At 73.2% G+C, this 15,768-nt stretch carries 14 protein-coding genes; 8 read left to right on the top strand and 6 right to left on the bottom strand.

Annotated elements, in window-relative coordinates; all coding sequences use genetic code 11:
- Window positions 1-74: 74 nt before the first annotated feature.
- Window positions 75-854 carry a DeoR/GlpR family DNA-binding transcription regulator gene (locus ACIQAC_RS23350; protein WP_402193853.1) on the bottom strand — a complete coding sequence of 260 codons (780 nt, stop codon included), beginning with the start codon at window positions 852-854 and terminating at the stop codon, window positions 75-77.
- 144 nt (window positions 855-998) lie between these two features.
- On the opposite strand from ACIQAC_RS23350, the gene ACIQAC_RS23345 reads away from it, so the two are divergent.
- Both ACIQAC_RS23345 and ACIQAC_RS23340 read left to right on the top strand, forming a co-directional pair.
- Entirely contained in the window at window positions 999-1,880 is an 882-nt protein-coding gene (locus ACIQAC_RS23345) for an SIS domain-containing protein (protein ID WP_402193852.1), read from the top strand.
- Between the two features lie 159 nt (window positions 1,881-2,039).
- On the top strand, window positions 2,040-2,948 hold the full coding sequence (locus ACIQAC_RS23340; protein WP_402193851.1) for a ketose-bisphosphate aldolase: 909 nt from the start codon (window positions 2,040-2,042) through the stop codon (window positions 2,946-2,948).
- Here ACIQAC_RS23340 and ACIQAC_RS23335 read toward each other — a convergent pair.
- Window positions 2,938-4,071 carry a methyltransferase gene (locus ACIQAC_RS23335; protein WP_402193849.1) on the bottom strand — a complete coding sequence of 378 codons (1,134 nt, stop codon included), beginning with the start codon at window positions 4,069-4,071 and terminating at the stop codon, window positions 2,938-2,940. The genes ACIQAC_RS23340 and ACIQAC_RS23335 overlap by 11 nt on opposite strands.
- Before the next feature lie 92 nt (window positions 4,072-4,163).
- Between ACIQAC_RS23335 and ACIQAC_RS23330 the strand changes: the two genes are divergently transcribed.
- Both ACIQAC_RS23330 and ACIQAC_RS23325 read left to right on the top strand, forming a co-directional pair.
- Window positions 4,164-4,829: an alpha-ketoglutarate-dependent dioxygenase AlkB family protein gene (locus ACIQAC_RS23330; RefSeq protein WP_402193954.1), complete on the top strand. Its 666-nt coding sequence runs from the start codon at window positions 4,164-4,166 to the stop codon at window positions 4,827-4,829.
- 27 nt (window positions 4,830-4,856) lie between these two features.
- Window positions 4,857-6,101, top strand: coding sequence for an ROK family protein (locus tag ACIQAC_RS23325; RefSeq protein ID WP_402193847.1), 1,245 nt, complete (start codon window positions 4,857-4,859; stop codon window positions 6,099-6,101).
- A 46-nt stretch (window positions 6,102-6,147) separates the two neighbouring features.
- On the opposite strand, the gene ACIQAC_RS23320 is transcribed toward ACIQAC_RS23325, so the two are convergent.
- The 4 genes from ACIQAC_RS23320 to ilvY all read right to left on the bottom strand — a co-directional run bounded on the left by ACIQAC_RS23320 (window position 6,148) and on the right by ilvY (window position 10,053).
- The gene (locus ACIQAC_RS23320) at window positions 6,148-6,912 is read right to left on the bottom strand and encodes an SDR family NAD(P)-dependent oxidoreductase (RefSeq protein ID WP_402193846.1); all 765 of its coding nucleotides are present in this window, start codon (window positions 6,910-6,912) and stop codon (window positions 6,148-6,150) included.
- A gap of 122 nt (window positions 6,913-7,034) precedes the next feature.
- Window positions 7,035-8,399 carry an MFS transporter gene (locus ACIQAC_RS23315; RefSeq protein ID WP_402193844.1) on the bottom strand — a complete coding sequence of 455 codons (1,365 nt, stop codon included), beginning with the start codon at window positions 8,397-8,399 and terminating at the stop codon, window positions 7,035-7,037.
- A 144-nt stretch (window positions 8,400-8,543) separates the two neighbouring features.
- On the bottom strand, window positions 8,544-9,128 hold the full coding sequence (locus tag ACIQAC_RS23310) for a TetR/AcrR family transcriptional regulator (protein ID WP_402193843.1): 585 nt from the start codon (window positions 9,126-9,128) through the stop codon (window positions 8,544-8,546).
- 37 nt (window positions 9,129-9,165) lie between these two features.
- Complete coding sequence (ilvY, locus tag ACIQAC_RS23305; protein ID WP_402193841.1) at window positions 9,166-10,053, bottom strand: HTH-type transcriptional activator IlvY; 888 nt, start codon at window positions 10,051-10,053, stop codon at window positions 9,166-9,168.
- An 88-nt stretch (window positions 10,054-10,141) separates the two neighbouring features.
- Between ilvY and ACIQAC_RS23300 the strand changes: the two genes are divergently transcribed.
- The 4 genes from ACIQAC_RS23300 (at window position 10,142) to ACIQAC_RS23285 (ending at window position 15,437) form a co-directional block, all read left to right on the top strand.
- A complete protein-coding gene (locus tag ACIQAC_RS23300; RefSeq protein ID WP_402193839.1) occupies window positions 10,142-11,611 on the top strand; it encodes a ketol-acid reductoisomerase in 1,470 nt (489 codons plus the stop codon).
- A gap of 231 nt (window positions 11,612-11,842) precedes the next feature.
- Window positions 11,843-12,136 carry an SHOCT domain-containing protein gene (locus ACIQAC_RS23295; RefSeq protein ID WP_402193837.1) on the top strand — a complete coding sequence of 98 codons (294 nt, stop codon included), beginning with the start codon at window positions 11,843-11,845 and terminating at the stop codon, window positions 12,134-12,136.
- On the top strand, window positions 12,133-12,879 hold the full coding sequence (locus ACIQAC_RS23290; protein ID WP_402193836.1) for an ABC transporter ATP-binding protein: 747 nt from the start codon (window positions 12,133-12,135) through the stop codon (window positions 12,877-12,879). Before ACIQAC_RS23295 ends, ACIQAC_RS23290 begins: the two co-directional genes overlap by 4 nt.
- Window positions 12,876-15,437, top strand: coding sequence for an ABC transporter permease (locus ACIQAC_RS23285; protein ID WP_402193835.1), 2,562 nt, complete (start codon window positions 12,876-12,878; stop codon window positions 15,435-15,437). Before ACIQAC_RS23290 ends, ACIQAC_RS23285 begins: the two co-directional genes overlap by 4 nt.
- Window positions 15,438-15,768 lie beyond the last annotated feature (331 nt).

Below are 15,768 nucleotides of genomic sequence, written 5' to 3'. Positions count from 1 at the left end.
GGGTGGAGCTGTAACGCGGGGTGCGGGTCGTGGGCGGCCGGTCGCGCAGTTCCCCGCGCCCCTTGGCGGCGTTGTCATACCGCCAGTACGGAGATGCCGGCGTCTTCGAAGCGGCTGAGTGTCTGGGGGTCCGCCGCCGTGTCGGTGACCAGGGTGTGGATCGTGTTGGTGGCGCAGATGCGGGCGAAGGCGCGGCGGCCCAGTTTGCTGGAGTCGGCGGCGACCACCACCCGCTCGGCCCGCTCGCACAGCAGCCGGTTGACCGCGGCCTCCGCCTCGTCGTGGGCCGCCGCGCCGTGCGTCACGTCGAAGGCGACCACACCCAGCACCGCGACATCGAGGGTGACTTGGGAGAGCACCCCGTCGGTGAGCGGGCCGATGAGCTCGTACGACTGTGCCCGGGCCACCCCGCCGGTCACCACGATCTTGAACTGCGGGCGGACGGCCAGCTCGTTGGCGATGTTCAGCGCGTTGGTGACCACGGTCAGCGCGGGCGAGCCGGACGCGAGATCGCTGCGGACCGCCAGCGCGCGTGCCACCTCCGTGGTGGTCGTGCCGCCGGTCAGGCCCACCGCCTCGCCGGGCGCGAGCAACTCGGCGACCGCCTTCGCGATGCGCTGCTTCTCGGAGGCGTGGCGGGCGGTCTTGTAGCGCAGCGGCAGTTCGTAGGAGACACCGTGCACCACCGCGCCGCCGCGGGTGCGGATCAGCATCTGCTGCTCGGCGAGCTGGTCGAAGTCACGGCGGATCGTCGCGGCCGACACCTCAAGGACGGTGGCGGCCTCCTCGACGTCCAGCCGGCCGCGCTCGACGAGCAGCTCCAGCAGCGCCTTCCAGCGGGCGTCGCGCGACATCCGCACCTCCAACCGATCGCCGATCTTCCGGTGACCCTAGCGCACCGCACAGAACCAGCCGGATGCTTGATAATGCTCGAAAACTCACGCTATCTTGCAGGAACAATCATCGCTGGACAGGGTGGCACGAGGAGGGGTACGGCCATGACACATGTCGAGGACGAGCTGCGCAGCCAGCCGGAGTGCTGGCAGCGGGCCGCCGCACTGGCACCCGAACACCGCACGGCACTGCCGGCACCGGGGGAACGGGTCGCGATCGTCGGCTGCGGCACCTCGTACTTCATGGCCCAGGCGGTCGCCGCCCTGCGCGAGACCGCGGGCGCGGGGGAGACCGACGCCTTCGCCGCCTCCGAGTTCCCCGCCGGCCGCCGCTACGACCGGATCGTCGCCCTCACCCGGTCCGGCACCACCACCGAGGTGCTCGACCTGCTCCGCCGGGTGCGCGGCACCACCCGTACGACCGCCGTCACCGCCGACCCGCACACCCCGGTGACGACCGCCGCGGACGAGACCGTCGTCCTCGACTTCGCCGACGAACGCTCGGTCGTGCAGACCCGCTTCGCCACCACCGCCCTCACCCTGCTCCGCGCGCATCTCGGTCTCCACCCGGACACGGCCGTCGCCGACGCCCGCACCGCGCTCGCCGCCGATCTGCCCCAAGGCCTGGTCGGATGCGGCCAGTTCACCTTCCTCGGGCGCGGCTGGACCGTGGGTCTGGCCAACGAGGCCGCCCTCAAGATGCGCGAGGCCTCGCTGTCCTGGACCGAGGCCTACCCGGCGATGGAGTACCGGCACGGCCCGATCAGCATCACCACCGCGGGCCGGGCCACCTGGATGTTCGGCGAGGCCCCCGAAGGACTCGCCGACCAGGTACGCGCGACGGGCGGCCTCTGGATCCCCGGCGACCTCGACCCCCTCGCCGAACTCGTCCGCGCCCAACGCCTCGCGGTAGCCGTAGCCGCCGCACGAGACCTGAACCCGGACACCCCCCGCCACCTGACACGGTCCGTGATCCTGGCCCCCTGACGCACGGGGGCTCGCCCCCTGCTGGGCCCCGCAGGGGCGCCCGCCAGGGGCGCGGGGAACTGCGCGACCAGCCACGACGGACCCGCAGCCGGCCACCTCCTGTCGTCCCCCCCCCGGCCCCCCCGGTCGTTCCCAGCCCCACCGAGAGGATTCGCCCCCGTGTCGCTCACCACCACCGGCGAGCTGGTCGCCCGAGCCTCCTCCACCCGCGCAGCGGTCGGTGCCTTCAACGTCATCACCCTGGAGCACATCGAGGCCGTCATCGCCGGCGCCGAGACCGTCAACACCCCCGTCGTCCTCCAAGTCAGCGAGAACACCGTCGAGTTCCGCTACGGACGCCTGCTGCCCCTGGCCCGCGCCGCGGTCGCCGCCGCCGAACGCTCCACCGTGCCCGTCGCGCTCCATCTCGACCACGTCGTCAGCGACCGCCTCCTCAGACAGGCACCGGACGCCGGGTTCAGCTCGGTGATGTACGACGCCTCGCACCTGCCGTACGGCGAGAACCTCGCCTGCACCCGTGCGGCCGCCGACTGGGCGCATGCCCAAGGGCTGTGGATCGAGGCCGAGTTGGGCGAGGTCGGCGGCAAGCACGGCCGCCCGCCGCTCGACGCGCACGCCCCCGGCGCCCGTACCGACCCGCGTCAGGCGCGCGCCTTCGTGGCGGACTCCGGCGTCGACGCCCTCGCGGTCGCCGTCGGCAGCGTGCACGCCATGACCACCCGCACCGCCACCCTGGACCACACTCTGCTCAGGAACCTGTCCGGCACCCTGAGCGTCCCGCTCGTGCTGCACGGCTCCTCCGGCGTCCCGGACGACCAGCTGACCGCGGCGGTCGCGGGCGGCATAGCCAAGGTCAACGTGGGCACGGCCCTCAACGTCGCCATGACCGCCGCGATCCGCGAGTTCCTCGCCGCCCGTCCGGACGCCGTCGACTCCCGCAAGTACCTGGGTGTGGGCCGCGAGGCGATGGCCCGGACGGTGGCGGGAATCATCCGGGTACTGGCGCCCGGCGGCGACAAAAAGGCCCAGGACCCCGGAGAGGAAACCCCCCGAGCCGCTACTTCTTGACGGCCCGCAACACCACGAACTTCGGGTCCCCGGCGACCACTTCACTGTTCCCGAACAGCCGCCGCAGCTTCACGTGGTACCCGAGATGCCGGTTGCCGATCACCCACAGCTCGCCGCCCGGCCGCAGCACCCGCCGCGCCCCGCTGAACATCCGCCATGCCGTGGAGTCGGTCGTCGCCTGGTGGGAGTGGAACGGCGGATTGTTCAGCACCAGGTCGGCACTGCCCGAGGCCACCCCGGCCAGCCCGTCCCCGACACGGAACTCGGCGTGCCCCGGCACCCCGTTCGCCTTGTACGTCGCCTCCGCCGAGGCCATCGCCTGGAACGACTCGTCGACGAAGAGCACCTCGGCCTCGTGGTTCGCCAGCGCCACCGACGTACCCACGACCCCGTTGCCGCAGCCGAGGTCCACCACCCGCCGGTCGCCCCGCGTGTCCGGCAGATGCGTGAGGAAGAACCGCGTGCCGATGTCGAGCCGGTCGGCACAGAACACCCCGGCGTGGTTCACCACGGCGTGCCCGGAGGCCGGGCCCACGGCCTCGGGGAGCGCGTACCGGTACGGCCAGGGATTCTCCGGCCGAGCACGGGACGGGTCCGGCGTGCAGTAGACCAACCGCGCCTTCTGCTCGGCGAGCGACGTGCGGGTCGGCCCGAGGATCCTCTCGAACAGCGCCAGCGTCGAGGTGTGGATCTCCTTGACCATGCCCGTGCCGACGACGACCGTGTCCTCGTGCACCGCGGGCGCCAGCCGCAGCAGCTGGTCCTCCAGGAGCGCGAGGCTCTTCGGCACCCGCACGAGCAGCACGTCGATCCGCTCCGGCGGCGCGTCCTGCGTGGTCAGCAGCCGCACGGCACCCGGTTCGACCCCGGCCCGCGCGAGGTTGGCGCGGGTCGCCTCCTGCGCCAGGAACGAGTCCGTGATCTGCGTCGGTCCGTGCGCCGCGAGCGCCGTGACCAGCGCGCCCCACCGGTCGCCGACCACCACGACCGTGCCGGTCAGACTGTTCTCCCGCTCCGCCAGGTGCCGCAGCAGATACGCGTCGGAGGCGTCCCAGGCACGCAGCCGCTCACGCGGGTCCTCGGGAAACCGGGAGAGTTCGAGCTCGCCCCAGGGGGTCGTCATACGGTCTTTCATCGTGTGTCCAGGCTAGCGGAGCCGCAGCTCAGGGCAGGTGGGGGAGGATGGAGGGCAGATTCGCCAGGAGGATGGTCGGCATGGACGCCGAGTTGTTTCCCCGAGACCGTACGCGGCTCGCGCCCGGCGCGGTACACGTACCGGACTGGCTGGCGCCGCAGCGGCAGACCACGCTGGTCGCCGCCTGCCGCGACTGGGCCCGCCCGCCGGCCGGGCTGCGCACGGTCCGCACCCCCGGCGGCGGCACCATGACCGCCCGCCAGGTCTGCCTCGGCCTGCACTGGTATCCGTACGCGTACGCCCGCACGGTCGTCGACGGCGACGGGGCACCCGTGAAGCCGTTCCCGGCCTGGCTGGACGCGCTGGCGCGCGACGCGGTGGCCGACGCGCTAGGCCCGGACGCGGTGCCGCCGGAGCCGTACGACATCGCGCTGATCAACTTCTACGACGGTGACGCCCGGATGGGTATGCACCGCGACGCCGACGAGAGGTCCGACGCGCCGGTGGTGTCACTGAGCCTCGGCGACACCTGTGTCTTCCGGTTCGGCAACACCGGGACCCGCACCCGCCCGTACACGGACGTGGAACTGCGCAGTGGCGACCTGTTCGTGTTCGGCGGCGCCTCGCGGCTCGCCTTTCACGGGGTGCCGCGCGTCCACCCGGGCACCGCGCCCCCGGGACTCGGCCTCACCGGCCGGCTGAACATCACCCTGCGGGTCAGCGGCCTGCCGGGAGAGGCCACCTGACGGGCGGATCATGGGAGACTCGCCCTCATGACCGGCAAGGCGGACCCCCGGCAGGCGGGGGATGGGACCACGTCGAGGACACGGCTGGACCGGGGGCGCGGCGCGCTCGGACCCGCGCTGGAACTCGTGCACACCGGACGCGCACCGACCCGCGCGGTGCTCACCGCCGAACTCGGCGTCACCCGGGCGACCGCGGGTGCGGTCGCGTCCGAACTGGAGGCGCTGGGCCTGATCCGCGTCGACGCGCGGCCGACCGCCGCCGCCGGCTCCCAGGGCCGCCCCTCGCACCGCCTGGAACTCGCCGAGGACGGGCCCGTCGCGCTCGCCGCCCAGGTGCACGCCGACGGCTTCCGGGCCGCTCTCGTCGGCCTCGGCGGACGGATCGTCGCCACCGCGCCGGGCTGCGAGACCGTCGACGCCGACCCGGCGAAGGTCCTCGGATCCGTTGTGGAGGCCGGTGCCGCACTGCTCAGGGAGACCGGGCGGACCTGCGTCGGCGCCGGGCTCGCCGTGCCCTCGGCGGTCGCCGAACCCGAGGGCCTCGCCCTCAACCCGCTGCATCTCGCCTGGCCCGCGGGCGCCCCGGTCCGCGAGATCTTCGCCGAGCAGGTCCGCGCGGCCGGCATCGCGGGGCCCGCCTTCGCCGCCAACGACGTCAACCTCGCCGCGCTCGCCGAGCACCGGCACGGCGCCGGACGCGGCTCCCGCGACCTGCTGTGCGTGGCCACCGGACACCGGGGTGTCGGCGGCGCGCTCGTGCTCGACGGCCGTCTGCACACGGGCAGTTCGGGCCTGGCCCTCGAAGTCGGCCACCTCACCGTCAACCCCGAGGGCCGGCCCTGCCACTGCGGCAGCCACGGCTGCCTCGATGTCGAGGCAGACCCGCTGGCCTTCCTGACCACCGCAGGCCGGGACCCCGGCCCCGAGGTGTCGCTGCTCCAGCAGGCCAACGACCTGATCCGGCACGAGTTCGGCGACCCCGGTGTCCGCACGGCCGTCGAGGTCCTCATCGACCGGCTGGGCCTCGGACTCGCCGGCCTGGTGAACATCCTGAACCCGGACCGGATCATCCTCGGCGGCCTGCACGGCACACTGCTCGACGCCGACCCGGACCGGCTGCGCGCGGTCGTCGCCGACCGCAGCCTGTGGGGGCGCAGCGGCGGCGTACCGATCCTCGCCTGCTCGCTGGACCACAACAGCCTGGTCGGCGCGGCCGAGTTGGCGTGGCAGCCGGTCCTCGACGATCCGCTGGGGGCGCTGGCGGTGGCCTGAGGACGGCGACGGTCGGAGGACGGCGATGGTCAGAGTGTGGCGACGGTCAGAGTGTGGCGCCGCCGTCGATCACCAGGTCCGTGCCCACGACCGACGCGGCGGCGTCCGACGCCAGGTACAGCACCGCCTCCGCCACCTCCCCGGTCGTCGAGATCCGCCCGAGCGGCGACTCCTCCTTGATCCGCACGGCCCGCTCGGCCTCCGTCTCGCCGCCGCGCAGCGACATCGTCGTGTCGGACGGGCCGGGGCTGACCGCGTTGATCCGCACACCGTCGCAGATGTACTCCAGGGCGGCTCCACGGGTGAGCGAGGTGACGGCCGCCTTGCTCGCCGAGTAGGCGGCCGTGCCGGGCACCTGCCGGTGCCGGCCCAGGTTGGACGAGACGTTGATGATCGCGCCGCCGTCCTCCTGCGTACGCATCCGGCGGATCTCGGCCGACATCGCGAGGAAGACGCCCGTCACGTTGATGTCGAACACGGTCCGCCAGTCGTCCTCGGACAGCTCGGCGATCGGCCCGCCCCGGAAGACCCCGGCGTTGTTGACGGCCACGTCGAGCGAACCGAACCGCTCGACGACGGCGTCGACCAGCGCGCCCACGTCCTCGGCCCGGGAGACGTCGGTGACCTCGGCGACCGCCGTGCCGCCGGCCGCGCGGACCAGCTCCACGGTCTCGTCGAGCGCCGCCCGGCCGCGTCCGGCGACGACGACCCGGGCCCCCTCGGCGGTGAACGCGAGGGCGAGGGCCCGGCCGATCCCGGAGCCACCACCGGTGACGAGGACGGCCCGACCGGAGAAACGGTTGCTGGACATGGATGAAATCCCTTTCGGTTGAGGAGAGTTGGCGGTACGGAGGAGAGTTGGCGGTACAGAGGTAATCCGGACTGCGGCGGACCTCTGGACTGGGGAGTGCGGACCGGGGTCAGGGTCAGGGGTCAGGGGTGGGCGGCAACGCGTCCCGCGACGGCGACCAGCGCGACCAGCCCGGCAGCCAGGGCGAGGCTCGACGCGTCGCTCCCGACGGCGAGCAGCACGGCGAAGACGACGGTCGGACCGACCTCCATCGCCGTGTTGTGCACACCTCCGGCGAGCCCGGTCCGCCCGGCGGGCACCCGGTCGGTGGCGAGTACGGCGGCCCCGGCGAAGGAGGCCGCCGCTCCCGCGGGGAGCAGCAGGAACCCGGGCAGGACTCCTACGGCGTACGGAGTCCCGGTGTCGAAGCCGCTGAACGCCAGCAGCCCAAGACCGGCGGCGCCGAGCGCCAGTCCGCCGCCGGTGACAGCACTCGGCCCGTAGCGCCCCACGAGCCGGCCCGCCACCCGCCCGGAGACCAGCAGGACTGCCGCGACCGGCAGGAACGCGGCCGAGGTCCGCAGCGCCGACCAGCCCCGCTCGTCCTGGAGGTGCAGCGAGAACAGCACGAACACGGTGCTGGTACCGGCGGCCGTGCACGCGGTCGCCACGAGCCCGAGCACCCTGCGCCCGTCCCGCAGGAACCCGGACGGCAACAGGGGCTCACGGACCCGGCGTTCGACCACGACGAACGCGCCGAGCAGCACCACCCCGGCCGTCAGCGGGCCGAGCACCCGGGCGGAGTCCCAGCCCCACGCGTCGGTGACGACCAGGCCGTAACTGGCGGCGAGGAGACCACCCGTGGCGAGCACCGCGCCCGGCACGTCCAGACCGCCGACCCGGCGCGGCCCGGCGTCGGCGGGCAGCAGCCGCGGCGCGAGCAGCAGCGCCGTGAGCGCGACGACCGGCGACACGGCGAGCGCCCAACGCCACGACAGCAGCGCCGAGATGACACCGGACAGCAGATGCCCCGCAGTGGCCCCGAGCACGGACAGACCACCCCACGTGGCCATCGCCCGCCGGTACGCGGCGGGTTCGGGGAACAGCGTGCGCAGTACGGCCATCGCGGCGGGCGCGACCACGGCCGCACCGGCGCCCTGCGCGAACCGGGCCGCGAGCAGCGGGACGTACCCCGGGGCGAGTGGCGCGGCGACCGAGGCGACGGCGAAGAGCGACAGCCCGGCGAGCAGCGCCCGCCGGCCGCCGTACCGGTCCGCGAGGCGGCCCCCGAACAGCAGCAGCCCCGCGAAGGTGAGCCCGTAGGCGGCACTGAGCAGGATCAGCTCGTCCCGGCCCAGGGCGAACCGGTGACCGATCGCCGGGAGCGGCACGGCCGGTGCGGCGAGCGTGAAGATCAGGACGACCTGGAGAGAACCGAGCAGGACGAAGGTGCGGGTGAGCGTGGGGCGGGAGGGGGCCGGCGCGGGGGCGTCGTGGATCACGCTCATGAGGCCCTTCTTTTCGGAACGATCGGTCAATTATCAGAGCAAGAAGAAGTGCAGGGCATGGGTGTGGAGATGGGTAGGGGTGTTGACCGGCCGGACGCCGCCGGAGTGCGGTGTCGGCCCTGCGTGACGGGCGGACGCGTGTCCTCAGTCCAGCAAGCTCAACGCCTGTTCCGCCGCGTCCCGCACCCTCGCCGGGTCCGACGACGCCTTGCCCACCACCCGCAGGCCCTGCATCAGCACCAGCAGCATCCGGGCCAGTGCCCGCGGATCACGTTCTTGCGCCAACTCGCCCTGCGCCTGGGCGCGGACGAGCGCGGAGTGCAGCAGCGTCTCCACGTGTTCCCAGCTCAGCTCCACCTTGCGGGCGGCGCCGGAGTCGTGCGGGGCCAGCTCGTTCGCCGTGTTGGTGACGAGGCAGCCCATGGAGCCCCGGACCTCGTCCGCTGCCTCGGCGGCGAACCTGCGGATCACCGTGCGGACGGCCGGCAGCGCGGGGCCCGGTTGGGACAACTCCCGGGTGAGGGCGGGGTTCTGGGCCTCGCCGTACCGGTCCAGGGCCTTGAGGTACAGGTCCCGCTTGTTGCCGTACGTCGCGTAGATGCTGGCGCGGCCGATCCCGAGGCGCTCGACGAGATCCGCCATCGAGGTCGCCTCGTAGCCCCGCTCCCAGAACAGTTCGAGCGCCGACTGGAGGGCGGCTTCCGGATCGAATTCCTTGGTCCTGGCCATGGCCCCGACTTTAAGGGATACAAGAACGATCGGTCAATTAAAGGTCTCGGGGCTCCCCGGCCGACCGGGTCGCCGTACCGCCCGCCAGGCTCCACAGCGCCGCCACCACCGGCCGGCGCAGATCCCCCCGCCGCACACACATCCCGATCGGGAACGGCTCCGGCTCCGGTTCGACCGCCACCTCCGTGAGCCGGTCGCGCACCGCGCTGTGCTCCAGGACGAGGCGGGGGACCACGCCCGTGCCGCAGCCCAGGGCGACCAGGGCCAGCAGCCCCTCGTGGCCGTCGGGCTCGCAGGACACCTCCGGTGACCGGCCCCGCGCGCGGAACCATCGGTCGGCCGCGTCCCGGACCAGTCCCCGGTGCGGCAGGACGAAGGGTCCCTCCAGCGCCGGGTCCGGCCGGTCCCGGGCCGTGACGAACGCCAGGCCGGTCACCGCGATCGTCCGGCTCACCAGTGGCTCGGGGAGCCGTGCCGGGAGTCCCGCGACGGTCACGTCGACCTCGCCCTCGTCCAGCCGCGCCAGCGCGGCGGCCGCGTCACCGGTCCGCAGGTCGAGCCGGACCTGGGGATGTGCCGCGCGGAAGGGCGCGAGCAGGTCCGGCAGCAGTGCCTGGCAGGCGGTCACCGTGGCGAACACGGCCAGCCGGCCCGTGAGTTCGGAAGGATCGGGGTGCTCCTCGCGGTAGGACCGCCAGAGCTCCAGGGCCTCGACGGCGTAGGTGCGGAACCGGTGCCCCTCCGCCGTCAGCGACACCCCGCTCGGCCCCCGGTCGAACAGCCGGTGTCCGAGCTCCGCCTCCAGGCGCTGCACGGTCCGCGTCAGCGTCGCCGGGCTGACATGGCAGTCCAGACTCGTCCGCCCGAAGTTCAGCGACTGCGCCAGATGAAGGAAGAGCCGCAGCTCCCGGTGGCCCGCACGCACCCTCCCACCACGTCCTTTCGCCTGCTGAAACGGCCCGCTGCACATGTTGCGCTTGTCGCAAGATGTCCGCGGAGCCTACAACTCGGACATGACCCCGACCACGTACACCTCCCGTGTCTTCACCCTCGAATCCCTGGACGTGCCCGGTGGCACGGAGACCGTCCTGCGGGGCGGCCGGAACCTCTTCCCGCTGCTGCCGGACGCCTTCGCCGGGATCCGCCGTATCGGCGTGATCGGCTGGGGGCCGCAGGGCCGCGCCCAGGCCCTCAACCTCCGTGACTCGCTCGCCGGCACCGGCATCACCGTCGCCGTCGGCCTGCGCCCCGGCTCCCGCTCCGCCGCCGACGCCCGCGCCGAGGGCTTCACCGAGGAGAGCGGCACACTCGGCGACTGGCTCGCCGTGACCGCGGACAGCGACCTGGTGATCCTCTTGATCGCCGACTCCGCGCTCGCCGCCCACCATCGCGAACTCTTCGCCGCCCTCAAGCCGGACGCCGTCATCGGCCTCTCCCACGGCTTCCTGCTGGGCCATCTCCGCGAGAGCGGCGGCGAGTTCCCGGCGGGACACGCCGTGATCGCCGTGTGCCCCAAGGGCATGGGGGACTCCGTACGGCGGCTCTACGTGCAGGGCGCGGAGGTCAACGGCGCCGGGATCAACAGCAGTTTCGCCGTGCACGCCGACCCCGACGGCCGCGCCACCGACCTCGCGCTCGCCTGGTCGGTCGCCATCGGATCGCCGTACACGTTCGTCACCACCCTCGACGGCGAGTACCGGTCCGACATCGTCGGTGAACGCGCCATCCTGCTCGGCGCGGTCCACGGCATCGTCGAGAGTCTCTACACCCGGCAACGGCTCGCGGGCGCGGCCGAGATCACCGCGTACGAGAGGTCCTGCGAGAACGTCACCGGGCCGATCGCCCGGACCATCTCCCGGGCCGGACTGCTCGCCGTGCGTGAGGAGTTGGACGCACCGGGCCGTGACATCTTCGACGGCGCCTACACGGCGGCCTACGGCCCCGCGCGGGAGATCGTCGCGGAGGTCTACGACGAGGTCGCCGACGGCACCGAGCTGCGCAGTGTGATCCTCGCCGAACAGCGGCTCGGCGCCCGCCCGATGAGCCGGATCGGCGGATCGCCCATGTGGGCGGTCGGGGAGAGCGTGCGGGCGCTGCGGGCCGAACGGGAGCTGTCCGTCGACCCGTTCGCGGCCGGGGTCTTCGTCGGCACGATGATGGCCCAGGTCGACGAGTTCGCCGAGCGCGGCCACGCGTGGTCGGAGATCGTCAACGAGTCGGTGATCGAGGCCGTCGACTCCCTGCTGCCCTACATGCACGCGCGCGATGTGGCTCACATGGTCGACAACTGCTCCCGCACGGCCCGGCTCGGCGCCCGCCGCTGGGGCCCCCGCTTCCAGGCCGCCTACGAGCAGATCGCCTACCCGGCGGCCGACGACCCGGCCGACGCGGCACTGCTCGCCGCCTTCACCACCCACCCCGTGCACGAGGCCCTGGCGACGGCGGCGAAGCTGCGCCCGCCGGTGGACATCTCGGTCGCGTAGCGCCCCGTTCCTCGGCAGCTCCGTCCGCCGCCCCCTGCATGATCGACGGTGGTCAGGCTGCCGGGCGCAGCGACCGGCTCCGGAGAGGCGATCAACGAGGAGCAGCCGGCGTGCTCGCCGGTACTCCCGGGGAGGTACCCGCAGTACCGCTGGCCGTACGACGACCCGGACCCCCTCGCGGGGCGAGTCTCAAGTCATCACCGCACATCACCACTGGGGAGATGACTTGAGATGCAGACCATCGCAGCACACTGGGACGGCGGCCCCGGCCCGTGGATCCTTCTGTTCCCGCTGATCTGGGCGGCCGTGGTCGTCGGCGGTGTGGCCCTGCTGCGGCGCACCGTGTGGCGCGGCCGTCGCGGTCCCTGGTCCGCCGCGCACGACGCCCGGCCCACCGGCGACTCGCCGATCGCGGTCCTCGGCCGCCGGTTCGCCTCCGGCGAGATCGACGAGGACGAGTACTGGCGCCGACTGTCCGTCCTGGACGAGCAGTTCGGCCGTACCGGCAAGGGTGGCGCGGCATGACGACGACCGCCACCCGCACGGCCGCCCGGGTCGTCAACGCCGAGAAGGTCTACGGTCGAGGCGACACCGAGGTGAGGGCCCTGGACGGGGTGAGCGTCGGCTTTCCGGCCGGACGCTTCACCGCGATCATGGGGCCCTCGGGCTCGGGCAAGTCCACACTCATGCACTGCGCGGCGGGACTCGACACGCTCAGCTCCGGCGCCGCCTTCATCGGCGACACCGAGCTGGGCACCCTCGACGACCGTCGGCTGACCCTGCTGCGCCGGGACCGCGTGGGCTTCGTGTTCCAGGCGTTCAACCTGGTCCCGACACTGACCGTCGCCGAGAACATCTCGCTGCCGCTGGATCTGGCGGGCCGGCACGGTGACGCGGAGTGGACCGACGCGCTGATCGACGTCGTCGGCCTGCGCGACCGGCTCCACCACCGGCCCTCCGAACTCTCCGGCGGACAGCAGCAACGCGTCGCCGTGGCACGGGCGTTCGCCGGCCGTCCCGACGTCGTCTTCGCGGACGAGCCGACCGGCAACCTGGACTCCCGCTCCGGCGCCGAGGTCCTCGGACTGCTCGGCCGGGCCGTACGCACCATGGACCGCACGGTCGTGATGGTCACCCACGACCCGGTCGCCGCCGCCCACGCCGACGAGGTCGTCTTCCTCGCAGACGGCCGCCTCGTCGACCGGATGGAAGCCCCGACCGCCGACAAGGTCCTGGACCGCCTCAAGGCCTTCGAGGTGCCCGCATGAACGCCTCCGTACGTCTCAGCGCGGCCTCGCTGTGCGCCCACAAGCGCCGCTTCGCCGGTACGTTCCTCGCCGTCTTCCTCGGTGTGGCGTTCCTCGCCGGGACGCTCGTCATGGGCGACACACTCCGCGCCGGCTTCGACACCATGTTCGGCAACGCCACGAGCGGCACCGACGCCGTGGTGCGCGGCGCCGACGCCATCACCACGCCGGGCGACAGCCAGGGCGTGCGGCAGGCGGTCGGCACCGACCTGGTGGAGACCGTCGAGAAGGTGCCGGGCGTCGCCGCCGCCGTGCCCAACATCGAGGGCGCCGGGCAGCTGATCGGCGCCGACGGCGACCCCGTCGGGGGCCAGGGCCCGCCCACCCTCGCCGGCAACTGGATCACCGACCCGCAGCTCGGCTCGTACCAGCTCGCAGAAGGCCGGATCCCGCGGAAGTCCGGTGAGGTCGTGGTGAACCGGGGGGCCGCCGAGACCGGCGGTCTGCACATCGGGGACACCACGGTCCTGCGCACACCCGACCCGGTCGAGGTCACCGTGGTCGGACTCGCGACCTTCGGCGGCGAGGACGGCATGGCCCAGGTCACCTACACGGGCATGACCCGCGCCGACGCCGAGAAGTACCTGACCGCACGGCCCGGCGAGGCCTCGGAGATCCGGGTGCGGGCCGGTCCCGGCGTGAGCGAGAGCGAACTCGTCGCACGGCTGTCCGCTGTGCTGCCGGCGGGCACCGAGGCGATCACGGGCCAGGAACTGGCCCAGGAGAACACCGACATGATCTCCGGTCAGTTCCTCTCCATTTTCACCACACTGCTGCTGGTGTTCTCCGGCATCGCCCTGCTGGTCGCGACCTTCTCCATCCACAACACCTTCGCCATCGTGGTGGCCCAACGCACTCGCGAGAACGCCCTGTTGCGCGCGCTCGGCGCCTCCCGCGGGCAGGTCACCGTCACCACCCTCGTCGAGGCGGTCGCCGTGGCCGTCACCGCGTCCGTGGCGGGCCTCGCCGGCGGAATCGGGGTCGCGGCCGGACTTCAGGCGCTGTTCCCGGCCATCGGATTCCCCTTCCCCGAGGGCGACTTCGTGGTCGGCGCGCTGTCCATGGGCCTGCCCCTCGCGGTCGGCGTCGTGGTCTGCCTGGGCTCCGCGCTGCTGCCCGCCGTACACGCCGGACGCACCGCGCCGCTTGCCGCGCTGCGCGAGACGGCCGTCGACACCTCCGGCGCCTCCCGGCTCCGCGCGATCACCGGTGCCGCGCTGATCGCGGCGGCCCTGGCCGTGACCCTGACCGGCGTCCTGGTCTCGCCGTCCGTCTGGCTGGCGGGCACCGGAGCCGTGCTGGCCCTGGTCGCCTTCGTGGTCCTCGGCCCGGTCGCCTCCAACACGGCCGTACGGATCCTCGGCGGACCCCTGGACCGGCTGCGCGGTGTCACCGGCGGCCTCGCCCGGCGCAACGCGCTGCGCAGCCCGAAGCGCACCGCCGCCACGGCGAGCGCGCTGATGATCGGCGTCGCGGTCGTGTCGCTGTTCACGGTCTTCGGTGCCTCGCTCAAGGCCACCATGGACCAGACGGTCTCCCGGTCGTTCGCGGGTGACGTCGCGATCAGCACACCCTCGTTCGGGGCCGGCGGCAGTGGACTCAGCCCCCGCCTCGCGGGCGAGATCGCGAAACTGCCCGAGGTGGACACGGCGGTCGGACTCGGGCGCGGTGTCGCCGAAGTCGACGGCCGGGGACGGTCGTTGACGGTCGCCGACCCGGTGGCGCTCGCCCGCACCTTCGACCTCGGTGACGTACGCGGTGACCTGAACCGTCTCGGCGCGGACGGCATCGCCATCACACGGAGCGAGGCGGAGAAGGACGGCGTTGACACCGGCGACACGGTCCGGCTCACCTTCACCGACGGCGAGCGCCGGGACTTCACGGTCCACGCGGTCTACGGGCGGTCCGAACTGGCCGGGGACTACGTCATCACCCGGGACGCGTGGGCCCCGCACCGTACCCAGGACTCCGACACCCTGGTCGCGGTCTCCTTCGCCGACGGTGTCGCTGCCGACGCCGGCAAGGCCGCCGTGGAGCGGGTCGCTGACGGGTACGGCAACCCCGAGGTGCAGACCCGCGACGAGTACGCGCAGTCCTCGGCGGGCGGCATCGACATGATGCTCACCCTCGTCTACGCGCTGCTGGCCCTCGCCGTACTGATCGCGCTGCTCGGCATCGCCAACACCCTGACCCTGGCCATCCACGAGCGCACCAGGGAACTGGGGCTGCTCCGGGCGGTCGGACAGACCCGGTCCCAGCTGCGGGCCATGGTCCGCTGGGAGTCGGTCCTGGTCGCCGCGTTCGGCACCGCCGGCGGGCTCGGCCTCGGCGCCTTCCTCGGCTGGGTGCTGGTGCGGGCCTCCGACGGCGCGAGCGACAGCGCGTTCGCCTTCGCGATGCCGCCGCTGCAACTCGTGGTGGTCACCCTGGTAGGCCTCACGGCCGGCGCCCTGGCAGGCCTCAGGCCCGCGGGCCGCGCAGCCCGCCTGGACGTCCTACGAGCCATCGCCACGGAGTGAGCCCCCTCCGGGGGCCTGTACGAAGGCCGTCGCCGCGGTGCCCGCACGGAAGCGGGCACCGCGGCACGTGTGCTGGAGCACGGCTGAACTCGTACGGCTCCCGTGCCGGGGCGGGCGTCGAAGCGCCAGGGCCGGAGCCCGCCCCGAGGCCGGCTCTGGGGCGAGGGCGGTGCTTGGGCCGAATCCCGTCCGGAGGCCGGCTCCGGGGTGAGCGCGGCTCGGCCTCGCGCGGCAGTTTGGTGCTGCCGCACCCGTGCCGGAGTGGGCGCAGAAACGCCCCGCCCAAAGGCCGGCTCCGGATTCAGCCCCGCAGGGCCCGTGTCGGAGGTGG

It is taken from the genome of Streptomyces sp. NPDC088387 (genome assembly GCF_044753385.1).
Lineage (GTDB): Bacteria > Actinomycetota > Actinomycetes > Streptomycetales > Streptomycetaceae > Streptomyces.
Note: the sequence above shows the minus strand (reverse complement) of the source record. Positions and strands in the feature narration are given on the sequence as shown.